The following is a 17,375-nucleotide window of genomic DNA, read 5'->3' as shown; positions in this document are numbered from 1 at the left end:
ACTGTACCCAGCGATGCCCGCAGCCGGTCTTCGCTACTCCTTGATTTGGAGCTCAGGCCTGACCGCGTGGAAATGCCAGGCCTGCGGCCAGCGCATCGGCGAAGGCATGGTGCAGGTCGCGATGGATGGCTTCATCCTCGCGCATGGCGAGGATTATGTCAGTGACATCCGAATCTGGCGGCAGATTCCAGTACGTGATGGCCGATGCGGGTGCGGCATCGCTGCCTCGATCATCCGATCCGAGGCGAATCAGGTATTCCGAGTATCCCCGGACTGCCTGCTCGGCAAAATATCCGGCCAACCGATGCGCTGTCCGGGCGGATATCAAGTAGAGGATGAAAAATGCGTTGTAGAACGCCGCCTGCGCGATGGCGATCAAGATGCGTTCTGAGACGCGAGGCTGAGCTAGCGCAATAAACGACATCAGATGAACGCGCTGGTTCTCGGCCTCGTCCATGAAGGTCCGGATCCAACCGCGATCGTCGAGCATCCGGCGCAGGCATTTGAGATGCAGTAATGTTGCAGCGACCATCGGCGGGACTGCGGCCACGGTCTCAAGCACAACGACACGGTGGCCGTATCGGCCGCCAAAGAGAGCTCCGGCCATCGATGTCCCTGCGCGCACGATGCCCAGCGCAATTCGGTCAGCCAAAGTGGCCGGTACATGATGTCGAAACAGATCCGTCTTGTTGACGAGCAGCATTTTCGATCCCGTGTTGGGGCAACCCTCGGCATCCATGACCGGTCTCTGGTTAGCGGGCAGGGGCTTTCCCATTGTGTGACAAGCCTTGGTATCGTGCCGAATTATTGGGAATAATCGATCTTTTGCCGGCTGCATGTTTGCGTTGGCGCAAATTGCAGGGCGTTGCCGCACACTAGTATGTGACAGCGGAGGTACCCGCCAGATGTGCAGCATGAATTCGGCGGCATGGATTACTATCCAGACCTCGATCTCTTTGCCCGGACCGAACTGTTCCAGGGAACTCCTGCGGACGCTCTCCGAGATCTTCAAGCGTCAGCGGCACGAAAGCGTCTTGCTGCCGGCGACATCCTGTTTCAACAGGGTGACGGCACCACGTCCGTCTTTGTAGTGATCGCAGGCCGGTTGCGGGCGTCTCAGATGGCCCAGGACGGTCAGCAGATTATCATCCGTTATATTGGTCCGGGAGAGGTCGCGGGTTACGCCGCACTTATGGGTGGCGATACCCATCCCGGCACTGTGACCGCGGTGGACGATAGTCATCTGATCGGCTGGACGAGCGCCATTGTCAGACAGATCATGGAGCGTTATCCCATCGTTGCCATTAACGCCGCCGCACTGTTGGGCCGGCGGTACCACGAGATGCAGATCCGTCTGCGTGAACTCTCAACCGAACGGGTCGAGCGTCGGATCGGCCATATGCTTCTTCGCTTGGCGCATCAGTCGGGGCGCCGCACGGCGCGTGGCATCGAGATCGCGTTTCCGCTGTCGCGCCGTGACCTTGCCGAAATGGTCGGGACCACTCTGCACACGGTCAGCAGAACCCTCAGCGCCTGGGAGGAGCGGGGCATCGTCACCTGCGGGCGGTGCCGTGTGGTCCTGTGCAAGCCGCATGCTCTTGTGGCCATCGCAGATGAGGAAGACTAGTTCGAGCCTCGTGACTCGAATCTAACGATCGCATTTCATTGTGGTGGGCGGCTGCCTACTCCGTTGCGATTTGCCGCAGTGCTAGAGCGCCGGCGAAAGCGCAATCAACAATTTCGGAAAACAGGAGTTCCATCTCCTTGAACGCGGTCCGGTCGGGTTCGCTCTCCGCGAGCTCGTCAAGCTCCGAAAGAAGCGAGAGAAAGGCAGCGATGCTATTTCTGCACTCGCGCGCCTGGACAAGCTGACGCCGGGAAAAGCGGCGCCTTTCAAGCGTCGCAAATCGATCGAGGGCTCCAGCCAGAGAATCCTGGCACTTGCAGTCCAGGTTAACCTGCGTGAGAACGTGCCGCAGCCGGTTGACAACGTCAATGGTCCCGTCCCGCGGTAGGCGCCGTGCTGCAATCGCCATGTGAAGCCCCAAGCTTGCTAGAGCATGTGCGGTTCGATCGGTTCGCGGAATCCGTGTTGCCGGCTGGACCGGGCATCGGGTGCAACCGAGACAAAGCCGGCCACGCCGTGGAGAAACCCGTTGGAAAATGGCGCGTTCGGATACAGTTGCGCGAGACGTCGCGTTCCACTCTCCGCATCCTCCCGGCCGTCAAGGGCCGCACGGAAAACGCTGATGACCGCGACCATGTCGCAATCCTGCGGCGACAGGCGAAATGACCCGACGCCGGCCTCGCTCAAGGCATTGGCGTCGCCCAACAGGTTGGTGCAGGTGGAGGACAGGGTCTGAACGCCGTTGACCGTCAGGAAGTCTGCGCCATCAAGTGTCCTCAGCATCAATCCATCCGGGTCCCGCTCGCAGACGAACTGGCAATTGTCTTTCGTCAACTTGTGAAGGCGGGCGTGATAGCAGCGGGCAGAGATTGCCAGAGGCACCCGGCCGAAGGCGAAGATGTCGATCAGGACGTTCGGAACCGCGGCCGCAATTGCGGCGACCGACGACATTGGTAGCTCCGGCGGGAGACAGATTCGCGTCGCGCCACGCTGGGCGTGGAACGCGGCGCTTGCTTCGTTGTAGATGTTGATGAACGGGCCGATCGCATGCGGTCGGCCGATAAGCGGCTTGAGACAGGTCAGATCGTTCACCTCGACCAGGAGCTCTTCCGTATTGACGAGATCGGCCATCTGACGCCGCTCGCGCGGCAGCGACGTCAGGATCAACGAGCCGGGCAGGACCTGCTTGCCGGCGGCGCGGAGCCGCTCAACGACCGCAGGCAGATGTGGAGCGATGAAGGGTGATCGCTTCGAGCAAACGATCTCTCCAATCGCGACGGTGTCGACCGGCGCCTCGTCCGCAATGCGAAAGTAGAAGTCGCGCCAGCGTTCCGGCGCCCAATTATAAAGAACTGGGCCGAGGCTGAGCTGCATGAAACAAGTCCTCCGGTCGGTCTTCTTTGATCATTCAACAAAACGCCTGGGACATTCACCTCCAGGTCTTGCGATAGGCACCCACAGTCGTAGCCTGGCCTTCGGTGAACGGCGTGAGTTGCCCGGCATCGATCGGCCGGCCCGAATCCAGCGCGTTGAGCGCCTGACGGAAGTGTCGCACGACACCCTCGACATAGGCTCGGCCGCGCTGGCGCCCTTCGATCTTGAGCGCCGTGACACCCGCGTCGCGCAGACCCGTAAGCAGGGTGGCCGCGTCAAGGCTCACGGGATCCTCGAAAATATACCCGGTGCCGTATTTGGTCGTGAAACGACCCTTGCAAAGCGTCGGATATCCAGCGGCTTCGCCGATCTCGAAGCTGTTGATCGTGAATCCGCCAAGGCGTGACTTCGTCCTGCCGTTCTCCTGCTCATAGGCGACATGGCTTGCCGGGGAGCATACGCCCTGCATGTTCGGCGACTGCCCGGTCGCATAGGATGACAGCGAGCAGCGACCTTCGGCCATCACGCAAAGACCGCCAAAGACGAACACTTCAGTCTCGCAGGTGACCTCGCGGACGATGGCGGCTATCTCTGCGACGCTCAGGACGCGGGGCAAGACGACCCGGCGGGCCCCGAATGTCTCGGTATAAAAACCGATGGCATCCGCATTGGCGGCGGCCGCCTGCACCGAGACGTGCAGGCGCTGGGCGGGGTGGCGGCTCGCGGCATATTCCAGCAGGCCAACGTCGGCCAGGATCAGCGCGTCGGCCTTGGCCGCGACGGCGTCGTCAACTGCCCGATGCCAGAGAGAGACGGCGCCAGCGCGCGGGAACGTGTTGATGGCGACCAGAATTTTGACGCCTCGGCGATGTGCAAGAGCGATCGCCTCGCGAAGCTCGTCGCGGCTGAAATTCAGACCTGGAAAGTTTCGTGCATTGGTTTCGTCGTTGAATCCGCAATAGATCGCGTCGGCTCCGGCATCGATGGCAGTCTTCAATGCGGCTGGTGTACCAGCCGGACAGATCAGCTCCATCGTCAAATCCCTTTACGCGATCGATCCGAGACGCTGGCCACCGTTCGAGCAACCTGCAACACGCGCTTCAATGGCTCGGCCAGCGGCCCGAACATGCCGGCGATCTCCGCTACAGGATCGAGTTGCGCGTCATCAATCGCGTTGCGAAGCGCAAGCACCGCTGCGACATCACCTTCCACTACAAGGTCGCGCGAGAACAGCAATGCATCGCCATCAAGACTCCCTTCGACCAGACCAAACAACCCGGCCAACGAACTGGAAATTCGTGCGTCGAGATCGTCCGGCAGATCGCGCACCACAGACAGGCGCGGGCGGGGAGGGGCGGGCTCGAGCAGAAAAGAAAAAGGCAGATCGGTCGGCTCGATGCCGAATCGTTTCCGAGCATGCTCGCCCAGCCTGTCGAATATCTTTGGATGGCTCCTACAAATGCGAAGCAGCACGATCGAGAGTACGGTCTGAAGCGGCGGTAACGGTAACGGGCGCACAGCAAGCGCCAGCAACGGAGGCACCGACAAGTGTGACGACGCAGGAGGGGTCACTTTCGAAAAAGTCATCGTGCCAGAATAGAGCAGCGATCCCTGACGTAGTTTGTGCAGGAACAAAGAAGGCCTGGAATTTTGCTGCATAAGAGTCTCTGTCTTAAGGAGAAGCCTCTTGTTGCGCCGCGACGTGCCGCACTTTCAGGATCTGCACGACTTCCTGGGTTTTCTCGAGAGCAAGGGACAATTGCGACGCATTCGCGAGAAGGTGTCGGTAGTGCACGACATCACGGAAATCCATCGTCGCGTCCTTTTCGAGGAAGGGCCGGCCCTTCTGTTCGAGCGACCGGTCAGGGCAGATGGGGCGCCCTCGGATATGCCGCTGCTGACTAATCTCTTCGGTACGATCGAGCGGGTGGCCTGGGGATTTGGCGTGCGGCCGGACCGACTTAGAGAGCTTGGCGAGCTGATGGCAGAACTGCGCGCGCCCCGGCCGCCGCAAAGCCTGATCGACGCGTGGCGTAAGCTTCCCCTTGCACGGGCCGCGCTGGCGACCAGGCCGCGTACGACGTCGGCTGCGCCGGTGCAGGAGTGTATTGCAACCGGCGACGCCATAGACCTCGGCATCTTGCCGGCCCAGGTTTGCTGGCCCGGAGAGCCGGCACCCCTGATCACGTGGCCACTGGTCATGACTGCACCGCCCGAGCCTGCCGCTTTGAACCAGGACAACATGGGAGTCTACCGAATACAGGTGCTGGGGCGCGACAGAGCCATTATCCGGTGGCTCCCTCACCGGGGTGGTGCCCGTCACCATGACCAGTGGAGAAGACTCGGCCGGGACATGCCGGTCGCCGTCGTCATCGGCGCCGATCCGGCGACCATCCTGGCCGCGGTCTTACCTGCGCCGGAAGCCATTTCCGAGCTGCGGCTGGCTGGCATGCTGCGCGGGCAGCGGCCAGATCTGGTCCGCTGCATTACCGTTCCGCTCTCGGTACCAGCTGCGGCCGAAATCGTCATCGAAGGTTTCGTGTCAGCAACGGAAACGGCGCCGGAAGGTCCTTATGGCGACCACACTGGTTACTATAATTCCGTCGAGGAGTTTCCGGTGCTGCGCGTGACGGCGCTGACTTGGGGACGTGGTCCAATCTATCTTTCGACCTTCACCGGACGCCCGCCGGACGAGCCATCCCGTATCGGCGAGGCGCTCAATTATCTATTCCTGCCTCTGGTGCAGCGGCAGTTTCCAGAAATCATCGACTTCTGGTTGCCGCCGGAGGCGTGTTCTTACCGGATCGCGATTGCCGCGATTTCGAAGCGCTATCCAGGGCAGGCGCGGCGCCTGATGCTCGGGCTGTGGTCGATGCTGCCTCAGCTCACCTACACCAAATTTCTCATCGTCGTCGATGGCGACATCGATATCCGCGACTGGCGTGCTGTGATGTGGGCGGTCGCAACGCGCAGCGACAGTTCGCGCGATCTCGTCACGCTTGCCGATACCCCGATCGATTACCTCGACTTCGCCTCGCCAAAAGCAGGTCTTGGCGGCAAACTCGGTATCGATGCGACGACAAAGATGCCGCCGGAAACCGAGCGGGCATGGGGCGAAGTGCTGGCCATGGATCCAACCGTCGTGGCACGTGTTGATGCCATGTGGTCGGATCTTGGTCTGTCGAACAAGCCTTCGCCCGACGGGATGTCGCATGAGCGAAGCGACCCAGGTGAGAGCCGCTCATGACCAACGGCGGCCATTCGTTCTCGGTCATGAGCATGACAACGAGTTTGATAGTAACCCCCTACTACTCGTGAGGCCTACTGAGGCTCGATTCCCGCGGCCTTGATGATCCGTGCCCATTTGGCTATTTCGGCCTTCAGGAAAGCTTCGTGTGCTTCAGGAGTTGCACGTTCGGCCTCGACCGGGGTCATGCTGAGTTCGGCAAAGCGGCTGACGAGTGGCGGATCCTTGAGGGCGGTCTGCAGGGCGCTGACCAACGTGTCGACCACCGACTTTGGCGTGCCGCGCGGCGCATAGAGGCCATACCAGGTGGTTACATCGAAGGCGGGAATGCCGGCTTCCGCCGAAGTCGGAACGTCCGGCAACGTCGCGACGCGCTTTTTGCTGGTGATCGCATAGCCCTTGATGGTGCCAGACTGGATATAGGGCGTAGGTCCTGTAGCCGGATCGCAATAGACATCGATGTGGCCAGCGATGACGTCGTTGAGCGCTGGCCCGCCGCCCTTGTAGTAAACCGATGTGAGCTTGGTGTCGGTCGTGCTCATGAACATCAGGCCGCAGAGCTGCGAAGCGGAGCCAAGACCAACATTGCCGAATGTGATCTTGTCGCCATCGCTGCGAATACGCCCGACCAATTCCTTCAGATCCTTGGCGGGAAAGTTCGGACGTGCGACCAGGATCATCGGCACGTCGGTGATGAGGCCGATCATGGCGAAATCGCCGACCGGATCGAACGGCAGCTTGGCGTAGAGCGACGGGGCGGTTGCCTGACCGACATGCATCAGCAGCAGCGTGTAGCCGTCAGGCGCCGCCTTGGCGACGCGGTTGGTGCCGAGCGTGCCACCGGCGCCGACCACGTTCTCGATCACGATCGACTCCTTCAGCGTCGCGCTCATCGCGCTGCCGAGAATTCGCGCGATTACGTCACCAGGGCCGCCGGCCGAGAAGGGCACGATCATGGTGATCGGACGGGAGGGATAGTCCTGCGCGAATGCGGTCGCGCATGGGAACAACAGCAGAAGCAGGATCAGTGATCGCATCAAGGACATTATCGCGCACTCCCTCCCTTTGCGCTTCACCTAAGGGGCGGGAAGCGTCATCTCTTTGGCCGATGTCCGCTCGATCATGTCGAGCGCTGCGACCGCTGCTGCCTTGACATGATCGACACAGCAGCGTTCGGCGAGTTCCTCGTCGCCGCTCTGGATCGCGCGCCAGATCGCCGTGACCTCGCGCAAGCTCTTGTTGATCCGTTTCGGCTGCGACATCGAGGTGATCCGCAGCAGTGTGATCCGGTCATGCAACGGCTTGAGCATGCGCTCGACAAAGGCGTTGCGGCAGCCGCCGATCAGCGCGCCGTAGAAGTCGGTCTTGGCCTCGAGACACCCCGCGAGGTCCTGTTTCGCGGCTGCCGCTTTCAGCCGGGTCAAGGCATCGCCGATCCGGCGTACCACTTCGGGATCGTGCAGGCGGGCGCATTCGCGGCCTGCAAATCCTTCCAGCACCGCACGGGCGGCATAGAGCTGCCGGGCCTCCTCGAGGCTGATTGTGCTGACCATCGGGCCGCGGTGGGGAACCGTGTTGACCAGCCCGTCGGCCTCCAATAGCCGCAGCGCTTCCCGGATCGAAGGCCGGCTGACGCCCATCATCTCGCAAAGTTCGCGCTCGACCAGCCGCTGGCCGGGCTTGAGCGTGCCGGACATGATTGCCTCGCGCAGCTTTTGCGCGACCATCTTCCTGACGGTCGGAACGTCTTCGATGCGAAGCGTGGACTTCAGTTCGGCGCGTCGGTCCATTTTGCGAGGTGCCTTTATTCTAGCGCGGGTTCACCAGCGATTTACCGGCAGAATCAGCATTTGTCGCTCTCTCGAAATCGGTTTGTTCATGCGATCGACCAGCCTCCATCGATCGGCAGGTTGGCCCCGGTGATGTCCTGCGCCGCAGCGCTGCAGAGGAACACCACCAGGGCGCCAACAGCTTCCATCCCAACGAAGCGGCCGGAGGGCTGGCGCTCCCTGAGATATTTTTCTGTCGCGCGGTCCGCAGCTTCGCCAGCCGTGGCCGCGATGGAGGCGATCTTGCTCAGGATGGCGGGGGTCGGCAGCGTCCCCGGCGAGACAGCGTTGCAGGTGATTCCGGTGCGGGCGGTCTCGAGTGCGACCGCGCGGGTGATGCCGAGGATTGCCGTCTTGGTGGTGACGTAGTCGATGCGGTCCTCGACGGCGCGGGTCGAATAGATGGAGGCCATATTGATAATGCGGCCCCAGCCGCGTTGCTTCATGGCGGGCAGCGCGAGGCGGATCAGATGGAAAGGCGCGGACACGTTCACCGCCAGCGCCCGCTCCCATTGGTCCGGCGGAAAGTGCTCGACATCAGAGAAATGCCGGACCACGGCATTGTTGACGAGGATATCGATTGCGCCGCAGCGGCGAAGCAGATTGGCGAGCATGGTCTCAATGGCGGAGCGCTGTGACAGGTCGGCTCCGGAAGCGATGACGTCAACGCCAAATTGCGCGCGTAGCCGGTCCGCGGATTCGTTCGGCGCGACGAGATCATGCAGGACGATATTGGCACCCGCGCCGGCAAGGCTTTCCGCCACGGCCAGTCCGAGGCCCGCGGTGGCCCCGGTCACGAGAGCCCATTTGTCCTTCATCGCGGCGGTTCCCTACGGCGTTGTCAACTCTTCGGCCAGAACGGCTGCGCCAGCGCGAGCTCCGGCGGGAAGACTGTCACCGGCACGCCCGACTGCCACTGCACGATGGTCATGCCGGCGCCGACGCGGCGGCCCTTCTCGTCGAACTTGATCTCGCCCAGCGGGTAGTATTTAGAGGGACCGGCATCCATGCTGCGCAGCGCCTCGGCGACGGCGACGCGGTCGGCCCTGCCGGCCTTCTCCAGCGCGTCCTTGATCACCCACATGTCGCCATAGGTGGAGATCGCGTTCTGCGTCATCCACGGCTCCTTGTAGCGGCTCTTCAGCTCGGCGATCAGCGCCTCGTGTCCCTTGGCGCCCCAGCTTGCGACGCAGGTCAGGACGCCCTGAAGGAGCTCGGGGCTGACGGTCTGCAGCATGTCCGGTTCGGCAATCGCGATGCCGAACGAGATGGTCGGTACCTTGCCCTGGCCGAGGCCGAACTCGTTCATCTTCTCCAGCAGCAATTTCGCGTCCGAAATCACCGTCGGCAGGAAGAAGAGAAGATCGGGTTTCGCGGAGCGAATCCTCTGCACCAGTGACGTCGCATCCGCGAGTGGCGGCGTGAACGTCTCGTCGACGATCAGCTGTAATTGGTTCTCCGCCAAAAGGCCCTCGCGCATCGATTTCGCGGATGCGATGGAAGCCGCCGTATTGTCAGTGAGGATCGCAACCGTCTTCGGTCGCTTGCCGGAAGCCGTCTCTGCGAGCTTGATGATCTGCGGCAGCGCCTGACGAGCCTGCGAGCCCGCCGTTGCCGAGGTCTGGAAAACGTACTTGAAGCCGCGATCGGTGATCAGGTCCGAGTAGGAGAGGGTGAGGACGGGCAGGTTGGCGCGCTCGGTAACCTCGGTGACCGCGAGCGTGAACGAGGAGAGATAGGCGCCGCTTGCGGCGACCAGGTCAGGCTCCTGCGCCACCATGCGCTGCGCGGCATTCTTGGCCTTTTCGGTGGTGTCGCCGGAATCCAGCACCACCAGTTTCAGCCTGGCGCCGCCGAGTGCCCTGATGCCGCCTTGGGCATTGATGTGATCGACAGCCATTTCGGCGCCTTCACGCATCACCGTCCCCGGGCGCGCATAGAGCCCCGAGATTGGTACGAGCAGGCCGACCTTCACCTCGGTCGGCTGCTGTGCCCACGCGCGGGATGCGATCAGGGCGCTGGATGCGCCGGCGAGCAGCGTTCGCCGGGTGACTTGGGCCGGAATTTTCGCAGTCATCACGATTTTCCTCCCTGAATGGTCACGAAGCTGGGTTCAGGATTTCTTCGGCCAGAACGGCTGCGCCTGCGCGAGTTCGGGCGGATAGACGGTGACCGGCACACCCGATTGCCACTGCACGATGACGACACCGGCGCCGACTCGACGGCCCTTCTCGTCGAACTTGAGCTGGCCGCCCGGATAATATTTCGACGGGCCGGCATCCATGGTGCGGAACGCCTGCGCGACGGCCTGGCGGTCAGCCTTGCCGGCCTTCTCCAATGCCTCCTTCATCAGCCACATGTCGCCATAGGTCGAAATGACGTTCTGCGTCATCCAGGGCTCTTTGTATTTGGCCTTGAGCTCGGCGATCAGGTCCTCATGGCCCTTCGAACCCCAGTTGGCGACGATCGTCATGATACCCTGCACGACCTCAGGGCTGACGCTCTGCAGCATGTCGGGTTCGGCGATCGTGATGCTGAAGGAGACGGTCGGAATCTTGCCCTGGCCGAGGCCGAATTCGCTGATCTTCTCGAGCCCCAGCTTGGCGTCCGAGACTGCGTTGGGCATGAACAGCAGAAGATCGGGACGCGCTGAGCGGACCTTCTGGATCAGGGGAGTCGCATCGGACAACGGCGGCGTCCAGACCTCGTCGACGACGAACTGCAGCCCTTCCTGCGCGAACAGCTTTTCCTTGAGCGCCTTGGCGGTTGCGACCGAGGTCGCGGTGTTGTCCATCAACATCGCCACCGTTTTCGGCCGCTTGCCGGAGGCGGATTCGGCGAGTTTCATCAGCGTCGGGAGTCCGAGTTCGGACTGTCGACTTGCGGGAGCGGCGGTCTGGAAGATGTACTTGAAGCCGCGGTCGGTCAGGAGATCCGAATAGGACAAAGTCAGCACCGGCAATTCGGCGCGTTCGGTCACTTCAGTCACAGCAAGCGTGAAGGATGAGAGATAGGCGCCGGTCGCGGCGACGAGGTCGGTCTCCTGCGCCACCATGCGCTGCGCTGCGTTCTTGGCTTTCTCGGTCGTGTCGCCGCAGTCGATCACGACCAGCTTCAGCTTGGCGCCGCCGAGCGCCTTGATGCCGCCCTGCGCGTTGATGTGCTCGACGCCCATCTCGGCGCCCATCTTCATCACCTGGCCCGGTCGCGTGTAGATGCCGGATAGCGGTACGATCAGGCCGACCTTGACCTCAGCCGGTTGCTGTGCGCGCGCCACCCGCGTGAGGCCCACCGCGGCGGCAGCCGACAGCACGCTACGGCGGGTCAATCCCTTGGTCGTTTTGTTCATCTTGTTCTCTCCCTCCCCATTTTTCGTTGGCTCGTCACATGCCGAGATAGGCCTTGCGCACGCGGTCATCGGCGCGCAGGGTTTCGTTGTTGCCTTCGAGCACGACGCGTCCGGCTTCGAGGACGTAGCCGTGATCGGCGGACTCCAGCGCCTCCGCCACGCGCTGCTCGACCAGTAGCATGGTCAGGCCAGACTGGCGGCGGATCTCGATCAGCCGTTCGAAGACGAAATCCGCGGTCGATGGCGCAAGCCCCATCGAAGGCTCGTCCAGCATCAGCAGCTTTGGCGAGGAGGCGAGCCCACGCCCAATCGCGAGCATCTGCTGCTGACCGCCGGACAGGGTGCCCGCGAACTGGCCGCGGCGCTCCGCGAGCACCGGCAGCCATTCGAAGATGCGCTCGATGTTCGCCGCCCAGTCGCGCCGGCCGCTCTCGGTCATCGCGCCCATTTCCAGGTTCTCCATCACGGTCAGCGACGGGAAAACCTGGCGACCCTCGGGGACGTGGGCGATGCCGAGATGAGCGCGCTGCGCGGGTGGTACTGCGAGGAGATCGACACCGTTAAAGAATATCCCTCCGCCGCTCGGCTTCAGGATGCCGGAAATGGTCTTGAACAGGGTCGTCTTGCCGGCGCCATTCGGACCAACGATGGCGACGAACTGGCCTGCATCGACATTGATGGACACGCCGTTCAGGACGGCCTTGGCCGAATAGCCCGCGCTCAATCCCTCAATGCGGAGCATGGGCCATCCATTTTTTGCCGAGATAGGCCTCGATCACGCGGCCGTCGCGCGTGACCACCTCGGGCGCGCCCTCGGTGATGACGGCGCCATGGTCGAGCACGAGGAAGCTGTCGACCAGGCGAACCATCGCCTGCATTGTGTGTTCGATGATGGCAATCGTCATGCCGTCGCGCGCAAGCTGCTGGATCACGGCGACGACCTCGTCCGCCTCACCATGGCCGAGGCCTGCGAGCGTCTCGTCGAGCAGCAGGATGCGCGGCTGGCCCGCGAGTGCACGTGCGAGCTCCATCAGCCGCAGTTCCTTGGTCGAGAGCTCGCCGGCGACCCGGTCTGCCACCGCGGCGAGACCGACGCGAGCGATCGCGTCAGAGGCAAGCTTTCGCGCCTCTTCGTCAGTTCGCGCGCGCACGTAGGCGCCGACCACGACATTGTCGAGGATCGACATGCGCAGGAATGGACGCATGACTTGGAAGGTGCGGCCGACGCCGGCCTCGCAGATCGTATGCGGTCGCTCGCCGGACATGTTGCGGCCGTCGATCAGCACTTCGCCTTGGTTCGGTCGCAGGAAGCCATTCAGGAGGTTGAAAAGCGTCGTCTTGCCGGCACCGTTCGGACCGATGATGCCGAGGATTTCGTTCTTGTGCAGTTTGAAGCTGACGTCCTGGACGGCTTTCAAGCCACCGAACGAGCGGGAGAGGTTCCGGACCTCGATCACGACTTCGCCGGTTGCGGCGCGCTGTCGGGCAGGCCGCGGCACCGTCGCGGTAGTTGTCGGGGCTTGCAAATCACTCGGCGTCGCGGCCGCTTTTGAGGCAAGCCGCTTGCGCAGGAGATCTCGCAATTTCCAGAACAACCCTTCCGGGGCGATCAGAATGACGCAGATGATGGCAAAACCGAAGATCACGCCCTGAATGCCGGGAAAGCGCGCGCCGGCTTCGGCATGCAGCGTCTCGGCCAATGGGATCAGGATCACGGAGCCAATGACAGGGCCCCAGACCGTGCCGACGCCGCCGAACATCGCAACCGTCAGCGCCTGCGCGGACACCAGCATGCCGAACACCGATTGCGGGGTGACCACCAGCAGCACCTGTGCATAGAACGCGCCGATGGCGGCAGCTATCGCGCCGCTGAGCGTGATCGCGCGCAGTTTCCAGGCCAGCGTATTGATGCCGGCAGCTTCGGCTGCGGCCTCGTTCTGCTTGATCGCGAGCAACGCCATGCCAAAGCGGGATCGTTCGATGATCCGCGTCAGCAGGATCGTGGCCAGCATGATCGCCAGCGCCAACAACGTGTAGAGCCGGGGATCGGCAAACTGCATATAGGCGATCGGCGCGTCGCGCTTGATCGGGAGCGTGACTTCCTGGAAGCCGAGCCACTCGAACACGTAGAGAATGGCGAGTGGATAGGCCAGCATCGCCAGCGCGAAGTAGTGGCCCTGCAGTCGAAAGGTCGGAAATCCGATCAGCAGCCCGGCAATGCCGCCGAGCATTGCGGCGACTGGAATCAGGAGCCACGGCGAGAGGTCGAAGTGGATCTGTCCGAGTGCTGTCGTATAGGCGCCGATCCCGAAAAAGGCTGCGTGCCCGAACGAGATCAGTCCGGTGTATCCGCTCAGCAGATTCCAGGACAGCCCGAACACCGCCCATACCGGGACCAGCGTCAGAACCAGTTGATAGTACGAGTTGGTGACGCCGAGCGAGATAGCCGCATAGGCGATCGTGAAGACGAGGGCAGGGACCAGCGAGCGCAGTTGGGGCACGGTCATGTCCTCTCGACCATGCGCCCGAAGAAACCTTGCGGGCGGAAGAAAATGATGAGGAGGAACACGACAAAGATCGCGGCGTTCTGCAACTGCGTCGGCAAGATCAGTGTCGACATCTGCTGGACCAACCCGATCGTCATGCCGCCCCAGAAGGCGCCGATGATGCTGCCCATGCCGCCGAGAACGACGCCGGCATACATGACGATGACGTATTCGAGCCCGACGAAAGGATGGAACGGATAGTTGGTGGCGAGCAGACCGCCGGCAATTGCCGTGATGCCGGAGCCGAGCGCGAAGGCTGTGCGGTGCGCACGGTCGACGTCAATGCCCATATAGGTCGCCGCGGTCGGATTGTCGGCGGCAGCGCGAAGCGATTTGCCGATCCGCGACCGCGTGATCAACAGAGACAGCAGCGTCATGATTAACAGCGAGACGACCGCGTCGATGCCGCGCGCCTTGTTGATGAAGATGCTCATATCGAAGAACGGGCCGAGCTCCCACGCCGAGCTCGACAGCGGCGTGCGGATCGAAGCCAGCACCGATCCGAAGATGATGAGGCCGCCATTCTGGAGGATCAGCGCAATACCGAGCGTGAGAATGAGCTGCGCGTAGTGGCCTTCACCCTCGAGCGACGCGGTGCGCGTACCTGATACGTGTGAGATCAGCGCAAGGTGAACGAAATAGCCGAACACCGCGAGCACCGGACCGGCCAGCAGGATCGCGATGAACGGCCCGACCGCATTGCCGAAAACGGCCTGGATCCCAGCGGTGGTGAACAGGTAGAAGGCGACATACATGCCGAGCATCATGAAATCGCCGTGGGCGAAGTTGATGACCCGCATGACGCCGAAGATCAGGCCAAGCCCGACGCACATCAGGCCGTAAACGGCGCCGATCAGCAGTCCTGCGGCGAGCGCTTGCAGAAAACCTTCCATCAGCAAGTTCTCCGCGGTGCCGTGACGGTTTGCCGGCGATCCTTCGCTATTGTCGCTGCAACGCTGGTCTCCCGGTCCGCCATTTCACCTCCGAAATGTCTGGCGTTTCTTATGATGCCGATCGCAAAATCCGCTCCGGCGGTTCCGGCCGGCATTGCGCCGCGATCACGCTGGCGTCGCCGAGCTGCTCGCAGCCATCGATGAGTTGTTCGAGGCATCGCACGCGCTCTTCGCCGATGACGCGCGTTGCCGCAGTTCGAAAGCGTGCGCGAATGTCTGTGCGTGTTGCCGCGGCGACGTCGGCCAAGCAGTGTCTGATTGTCCTGCCGTCGCGCAGAAACACAGCCACTTCCGCGCCTTGCTTGCCGGGGAAGGTGGCAGTGAAGCCGGGATCAGCCTGCAGGCTGGTTGCCGCAACAAGGCGAAGGATCTCGGGATCGTCCAGTTCCGCGTAGTTCTCTTCCTCGATCTCACCCCGCGCAAGCGTTGCTGCGACGGTGAACGGAATGCTCATCTTCGCCTGGAGTGCGTTTTGGTAGGGCCCTTTCGAGTCGCATCCGGGATAGCGAACGGCGGCATCGGGAGTGCAAATGGCGATGCGATCAACGTCATCCATGCTGGCGAGTTCGTGCGAGGCACGGAGCGCCGCCTGCGCTGCGGTTTGGGCGAAATTGCAGGCCGGCGCCGGCTTGTTGTACACGGCCATGATCTCACACTCGCCACCTGCGAAGAGTTCGATGCTGACGGGCGCCCTCTCGCGCCGATAGGCGGCGAACAGGCCGGCTTCGCCTTCGAGAATCGTCTCCGACCCAAATGCGCCGGCGGCGGCGAGACCGATTGCCTTGATCGCATTGCACGCCGCGAAGCCGGGATGAAAATACATGTCGGAAGCGCCGGTGTGCGGCCACTCGTTCAGGCCGCTTGAGGTGTTGGCGGCGATCGCCATCGCGCTGGTTGCGGCGTCTTCGGATAGTCCGAGCGCAAAGCTTCCGGCCAGTGCCGCACCGAGCGGCGCAACCAGCCCCGTCGGGCGGTACAGACGCGCGAGGTCGGACGTAAGAAGCGCGCGACCAATCCGCGCGCCGGTCTCGTAACCGATGATGGCGGCGGCGAGCAGGGTGGTGCCGCGCAACGGGGCCTGCTCCGATAGTGCGAGCAGGGTTGGCCAGATCACGACGCCATGGTGCGATATGCTGGCGGCATGCATGTCTTCGCGAACCAAACCGTGCCCCATCACGGCGTTAGCGAATGCGGCGTCGGCCGGCGATGCAAGCCGCGAGGTGCCGATGATGGTTGCGCCATCGCTGGCGGCATGCGCGATCGTAACAGCCTGACGGCTCCAGGGGTGAGCGCCTGCTTCGAAGGCGCAGGACAGGAAATCGAGCAGGCAGACCTTTGCCTTCGCGATCACCTCAGGGCCGAAATCGCCGGGATCGACGGCAAGCGCGGATCGCGCCATCTGCCGCGCGAGCGATGCCTTGCCGGATCCGGTCGGGCCGATCGTCATCGCAATCGCTGCTCCCCTCAAGCTTTGTGATCAGCCGCGCATCTGCACTCCGGCCCATTCCTCGATCACCTTGGCGATCGAGGTAAAATCGGATGCGGCGCCATATTTGGCGTTGGTAATCGCAAGCATTTGCCGCACGACAGCACCACACACCATGGGCACGCCCATGGCTTCGGCCTCGTCGATGCAGAGCCGGACGTCCTTGTAGGAGAGGCCGGTGGTGAAACCGAAATCGAAGGTGCCGGGCAGCACTGAACGAGGGAATTTGTCTTCGGAGGCACTGTTGCGGCCGCTGCTGGCGTTGATGATATCGATCAGGACCTTGGCGTTGACGCCGCCCTTGACGCCCATCGCCACCGCTTCGGATGTGATCACCAGAGCCGCCGCTGCCATCAGATTGTTGGCGAGCTTGGCCGTCTGCGCCACGCCGGGCTTGTCGCCGGTGTAGAACAGCTTGCCGAAATTCTTCAGGATCGGTTGGACAGTCTCGTAGGTCGTCTGCGGGCACGACACCATCACCGCCAGCGTGCCGTTGACGGCACCCTTGATGCCGCCACTCACGGGCGCATCGACCAGTGTCATGCCTTTTGCCTTCAGACCCTCTGCCACCACCTTGGCGGCGCCCGGGCCGGTGGTCGACAGATCGATCACGATTTGCGCGCGGCTCCCGCTACTGATCCCCTCGGGACCGAGCGCGACCGCCTTCACAATGTCGGGTGTGGGCAGGCTGGCCAGCACGATATCCGCACGAGAGGCGACATCGGCAGCCGATTTGGCCAGATGCGCACCGCGCTTGACCAGCGGCTCGGTTGCTTCGCTCTGTGTGTCATAGACGACCAGCGGATAGCCGGCGTCCATCAATCGCCCTGCCATGGGGCCGCCCATGCGGCCCGTGCCAATGACGCCGAGCGTCTCTCCCGCCATCGTTCACTCCCGTGCCCGCGTTTCCAGGACGAACGCGCGCTTGATGTTATCGTCTTGTTATCGCCGCCTGTCGTCGGTC

General features: G+C 62.7%; 17 protein-coding genes. 2 read left to right on the top strand and 15 right to left on the bottom strand.

Going from position 1 to position 17,375, the window contains the following annotated elements; all coding sequences use genetic code 11:
* Positions 1-52: 52 nt before the first annotated feature.
* The gene (locus J6497_RS07610; RefSeq protein ID WP_225703637.1) at positions 53-739 is read right to left on the bottom strand and encodes an alternative oxidase; all 687 of its coding nucleotides are present in this window, start codon (positions 737-739) and stop codon (positions 53-55) included.
* A 189-nt stretch (positions 740-928) separates the two neighbouring features.
* On the opposite strand from J6497_RS07610, the gene J6497_RS07605 reads away from it, so the two are divergent.
* A complete protein-coding gene (locus J6497_RS07605) occupies positions 929-1,627 on the top strand; it encodes a Crp/Fnr family transcriptional regulator (protein ID WP_225703636.1) in 699 nt (232 codons plus the stop codon).
* 55 nt (positions 1,628-1,682) lie between these two features.
* On the opposite strand, the gene J6497_RS07600 is transcribed toward J6497_RS07605, so the two are convergent.
* From J6497_RS07600 to ubiT, 4 genes are read right to left on the bottom strand one after another with little or no spacing between them, the layout of a single operon-like run.
* Entirely contained in the window at positions 1,683-2,036 is a 354-nt protein-coding gene (locus J6497_RS07600; RefSeq protein ID WP_225703635.1) for a hypothetical protein, read from the bottom strand.
* Between the two features lie 17 nt (positions 2,037-2,053).
* Positions 2,054-3,001, bottom strand: a complete 948-nt coding sequence (gene ubiV / locus J6497_RS07595; protein ID WP_225703634.1) for a ubiquinone anaerobic biosynthesis protein UbiV — start codon at positions 2,999-3,001, stop codon at positions 2,054-2,056.
* Positions 3,002-3,056: 55 nt separating this feature from the next.
* Positions 3,057-4,034: a ubiquinone anaerobic biosynthesis protein UbiU gene (gene ubiU, locus J6497_RS07590; RefSeq protein WP_225703633.1), complete on the bottom strand. Its 978-nt coding sequence runs from the start codon at positions 4,032-4,034 to the stop codon at positions 3,057-3,059.
* A 2-nt stretch (positions 4,035-4,036) separates the two neighbouring features.
* Positions 4,037-4,660, bottom strand: coding sequence for a ubiquinone anaerobic biosynthesis accessory factor UbiT (gene ubiT, locus J6497_RS07585; protein ID WP_312010247.1), 624 nt, complete (start codon positions 4,658-4,660; stop codon positions 4,037-4,039).
* 28 nt (positions 4,661-4,688) lie between these two features.
* Here ubiT and J6497_RS07580 point away from each other — a divergent pair, with 28 nt between their 5' ends.
* Entirely contained in the window at positions 4,689-6,248 is a 1,560-nt protein-coding gene (locus J6497_RS07580; RefSeq protein WP_225703632.1) for a UbiD family decarboxylase, read from the top strand.
* A 74-nt stretch (positions 6,249-6,322) separates the two neighbouring features.
* On the opposite strand, the gene J6497_RS07575 is transcribed toward J6497_RS07580, so the two are convergent.
* The 10 genes from J6497_RS07575 to J6497_RS07530 all read right to left on the bottom strand — a co-directional run bounded on the left by J6497_RS07575 (position 6,323) and on the right by J6497_RS07530 (position 17,296).
* Positions 6,323-7,285: a tripartite tricarboxylate transporter substrate-binding protein gene (locus J6497_RS07575; protein ID WP_249793444.1), complete on the bottom strand. Its 963-nt coding sequence runs from the start codon at positions 7,283-7,285 to the stop codon at positions 6,323-6,325.
* Between the two features lie 39 nt (positions 7,286-7,324).
* Complete coding sequence (locus J6497_RS07570) at positions 7,325-8,038, bottom strand: GntR family transcriptional regulator (protein WP_225703631.1); 714 nt, start codon at positions 8,036-8,038, stop codon at positions 7,325-7,327.
* 86 nt (positions 8,039-8,124) lie between these two features.
* Positions 8,125-8,895: an SDR family oxidoreductase gene (locus J6497_RS07565; RefSeq protein ID WP_225703630.1), complete on the bottom strand. Its 771-nt coding sequence runs from the start codon at positions 8,893-8,895 to the stop codon at positions 8,125-8,127.
* Positions 8,896-8,918: 23 nt separating this feature from the next.
* On the bottom strand, positions 8,919-10,154 hold the full coding sequence (locus tag J6497_RS07560; protein WP_225703629.1) for an ABC transporter substrate-binding protein: 1,236 nt from the start codon (positions 10,152-10,154) through the stop codon (positions 8,919-8,921).
* 36 nt (positions 10,155-10,190) lie between these two features.
* A complete protein-coding gene (locus J6497_RS07555) occupies positions 10,191-11,426 on the bottom strand; it encodes an ABC transporter substrate-binding protein (RefSeq protein WP_225703628.1) in 1,236 nt (411 codons plus the stop codon).
* Positions 11,427-11,460: 34 nt separating this feature from the next.
* Positions 11,461-12,168, bottom strand: coding sequence for an ABC transporter ATP-binding protein (locus J6497_RS07550; RefSeq protein WP_225703627.1), 708 nt, complete (start codon positions 12,166-12,168; stop codon positions 11,461-11,463).
* Entirely contained in the window at positions 12,155-13,933 is a 1,779-nt protein-coding gene (locus tag J6497_RS07545) for a branched-chain amino acid ABC transporter ATP-binding protein/permease (protein WP_225703626.1), read from the bottom strand. The genes J6497_RS07550 and J6497_RS07545 overlap by 14 nt, the downstream gene beginning before the upstream one ends.
* The gene (locus J6497_RS07540; RefSeq protein ID WP_225703625.1) at positions 13,930-14,865 is read right to left on the bottom strand and encodes a branched-chain amino acid ABC transporter permease; all 936 of its coding nucleotides are present in this window, start codon (positions 14,863-14,865) and stop codon (positions 13,930-13,932) included. Before J6497_RS07540 ends, J6497_RS07545 begins: the two co-directional genes overlap by 4 nt.
* Positions 14,866-14,974: 109 nt before the next feature.
* Positions 14,975-16,372: an MmgE/PrpD family protein gene (locus J6497_RS07535; RefSeq protein ID WP_225703624.1), complete on the bottom strand. Its 1,398-nt coding sequence runs from the start codon at positions 16,370-16,372 to the stop codon at positions 14,975-14,977.
* A gap of 30 nt (positions 16,373-16,402) precedes the next feature.
* Entirely contained in the window at positions 16,403-17,296 is an 894-nt protein-coding gene (locus tag J6497_RS07530) for an NAD(P)-dependent oxidoreductase (protein WP_225703623.1), read from the bottom strand.
* Between the last annotated feature and the right edge of the window lie 79 nt (positions 17,297-17,375).

It is taken from the genome of Bradyrhizobium cenepequi (genome assembly GCF_020329485.1).
Classification (GTDB): Bacteria; Pseudomonadota; Alphaproteobacteria; order Rhizobiales; family Xanthobacteraceae; genus Bradyrhizobium; species Bradyrhizobium cenepequi.
This window is presented reverse-complemented; position numbering and strand designations above follow the sequence as displayed.

Excerpts from the sequence above, each read along its gene's own strand:
- J6497_RS07575 (WP_249793444.1), bottom strand. The coding sequence starts at position 7,285 with ATGCGATCACTGATCCTGCTTCTGCTGTTGTTCCCATGCGCGACCGCA.
- ubiT (WP_312010247.1), bottom strand. The coding sequence starts at position 4,660 with ATGCAGCAAAATTCCAGGCCTTCTTTGTTCCTGCACAAACTACGTCAG.
- ubiU (WP_225703633.1), bottom strand. The coding sequence starts at position 4,034 with ATGGAGCTGATCTGTCCGGCTGGTACACCAGCCGCATTGAAGACTGCC.
- J6497_RS07610 (WP_225703637.1), bottom strand. The coding sequence starts at position 739 with ATGGATGCCGAGGGTTGCCCCAACACGGGATCGAAAATGCTGCTCGTC.
- J6497_RS07565 (WP_225703630.1), bottom strand. The coding sequence starts at position 8,895 with ATGAAGGACAAATGGGCTCTCGTGACCGGGGCCACCGCGGGCCTCGGA.
- J6497_RS07555 (WP_225703628.1), bottom strand. The coding sequence starts at position 11,426 with ATGAACAAAACGACCAAGGGATTGACCCGCCGTAGCGTGCTGTCGGCT.
- ubiV (WP_225703634.1), bottom strand. The coding sequence starts at position 3,001 with ATGCAGCTCAGCCTCGGCCCAGTTCTTTATAATTGGGCGCCGGAACGC.
- J6497_RS07540 (WP_225703625.1), bottom strand. The coding sequence starts at position 14,865 with ATGGAAGGTTTTCTGCAAGCGCTCGCCGCAGGACTGCTGATCGGCGCC.
- J6497_RS07550 (WP_225703627.1), bottom strand. The coding sequence starts at position 12,168 with ATGCTCCGCATTGAGGGATTGAGCGCGGGCTATTCGGCCAAGGCCGTC.
- J6497_RS07560 (WP_225703629.1), bottom strand. The coding sequence starts at position 10,154 with ATGACTGCGAAAATTCCGGCCCAAGTCACCCGGCGAACGCTGCTCGCC.
- J6497_RS07570 (WP_225703631.1), bottom strand. The coding sequence starts at position 8,038 with ATGGACCGACGCGCCGAACTGAAGTCCACGCTTCGCATCGAAGACGTT.
- J6497_RS07605 (WP_225703636.1), top strand. The coding sequence starts at position 929 with ATGGATTACTATCCAGACCTCGATCTCTTTGCCCGGACCGAACTGTTC.
- J6497_RS07545 (WP_225703626.1), bottom strand. The coding sequence starts at position 13,933 with ATGACCGTGCCCCAACTGCGCTCGCTGGTCCCTGCCCTCGTCTTCACG.
- J6497_RS07530 (WP_225703623.1), bottom strand. The coding sequence starts at position 17,296 with ATGGCGGGAGAGACGCTCGGCGTCATTGGCACGGGCCGCATGGGCGGC.
- J6497_RS07535 (WP_225703624.1), bottom strand. The coding sequence starts at position 16,372 with ATGACGATCGGCCCGACCGGATCCGGCAAGGCATCGCTCGCGCGGCAG.
- J6497_RS07600 (WP_225703635.1), bottom strand. The coding sequence starts at position 2,036 with ATGGCGATTGCAGCACGGCGCCTACCGCGGGACGGGACCATTGACGTT.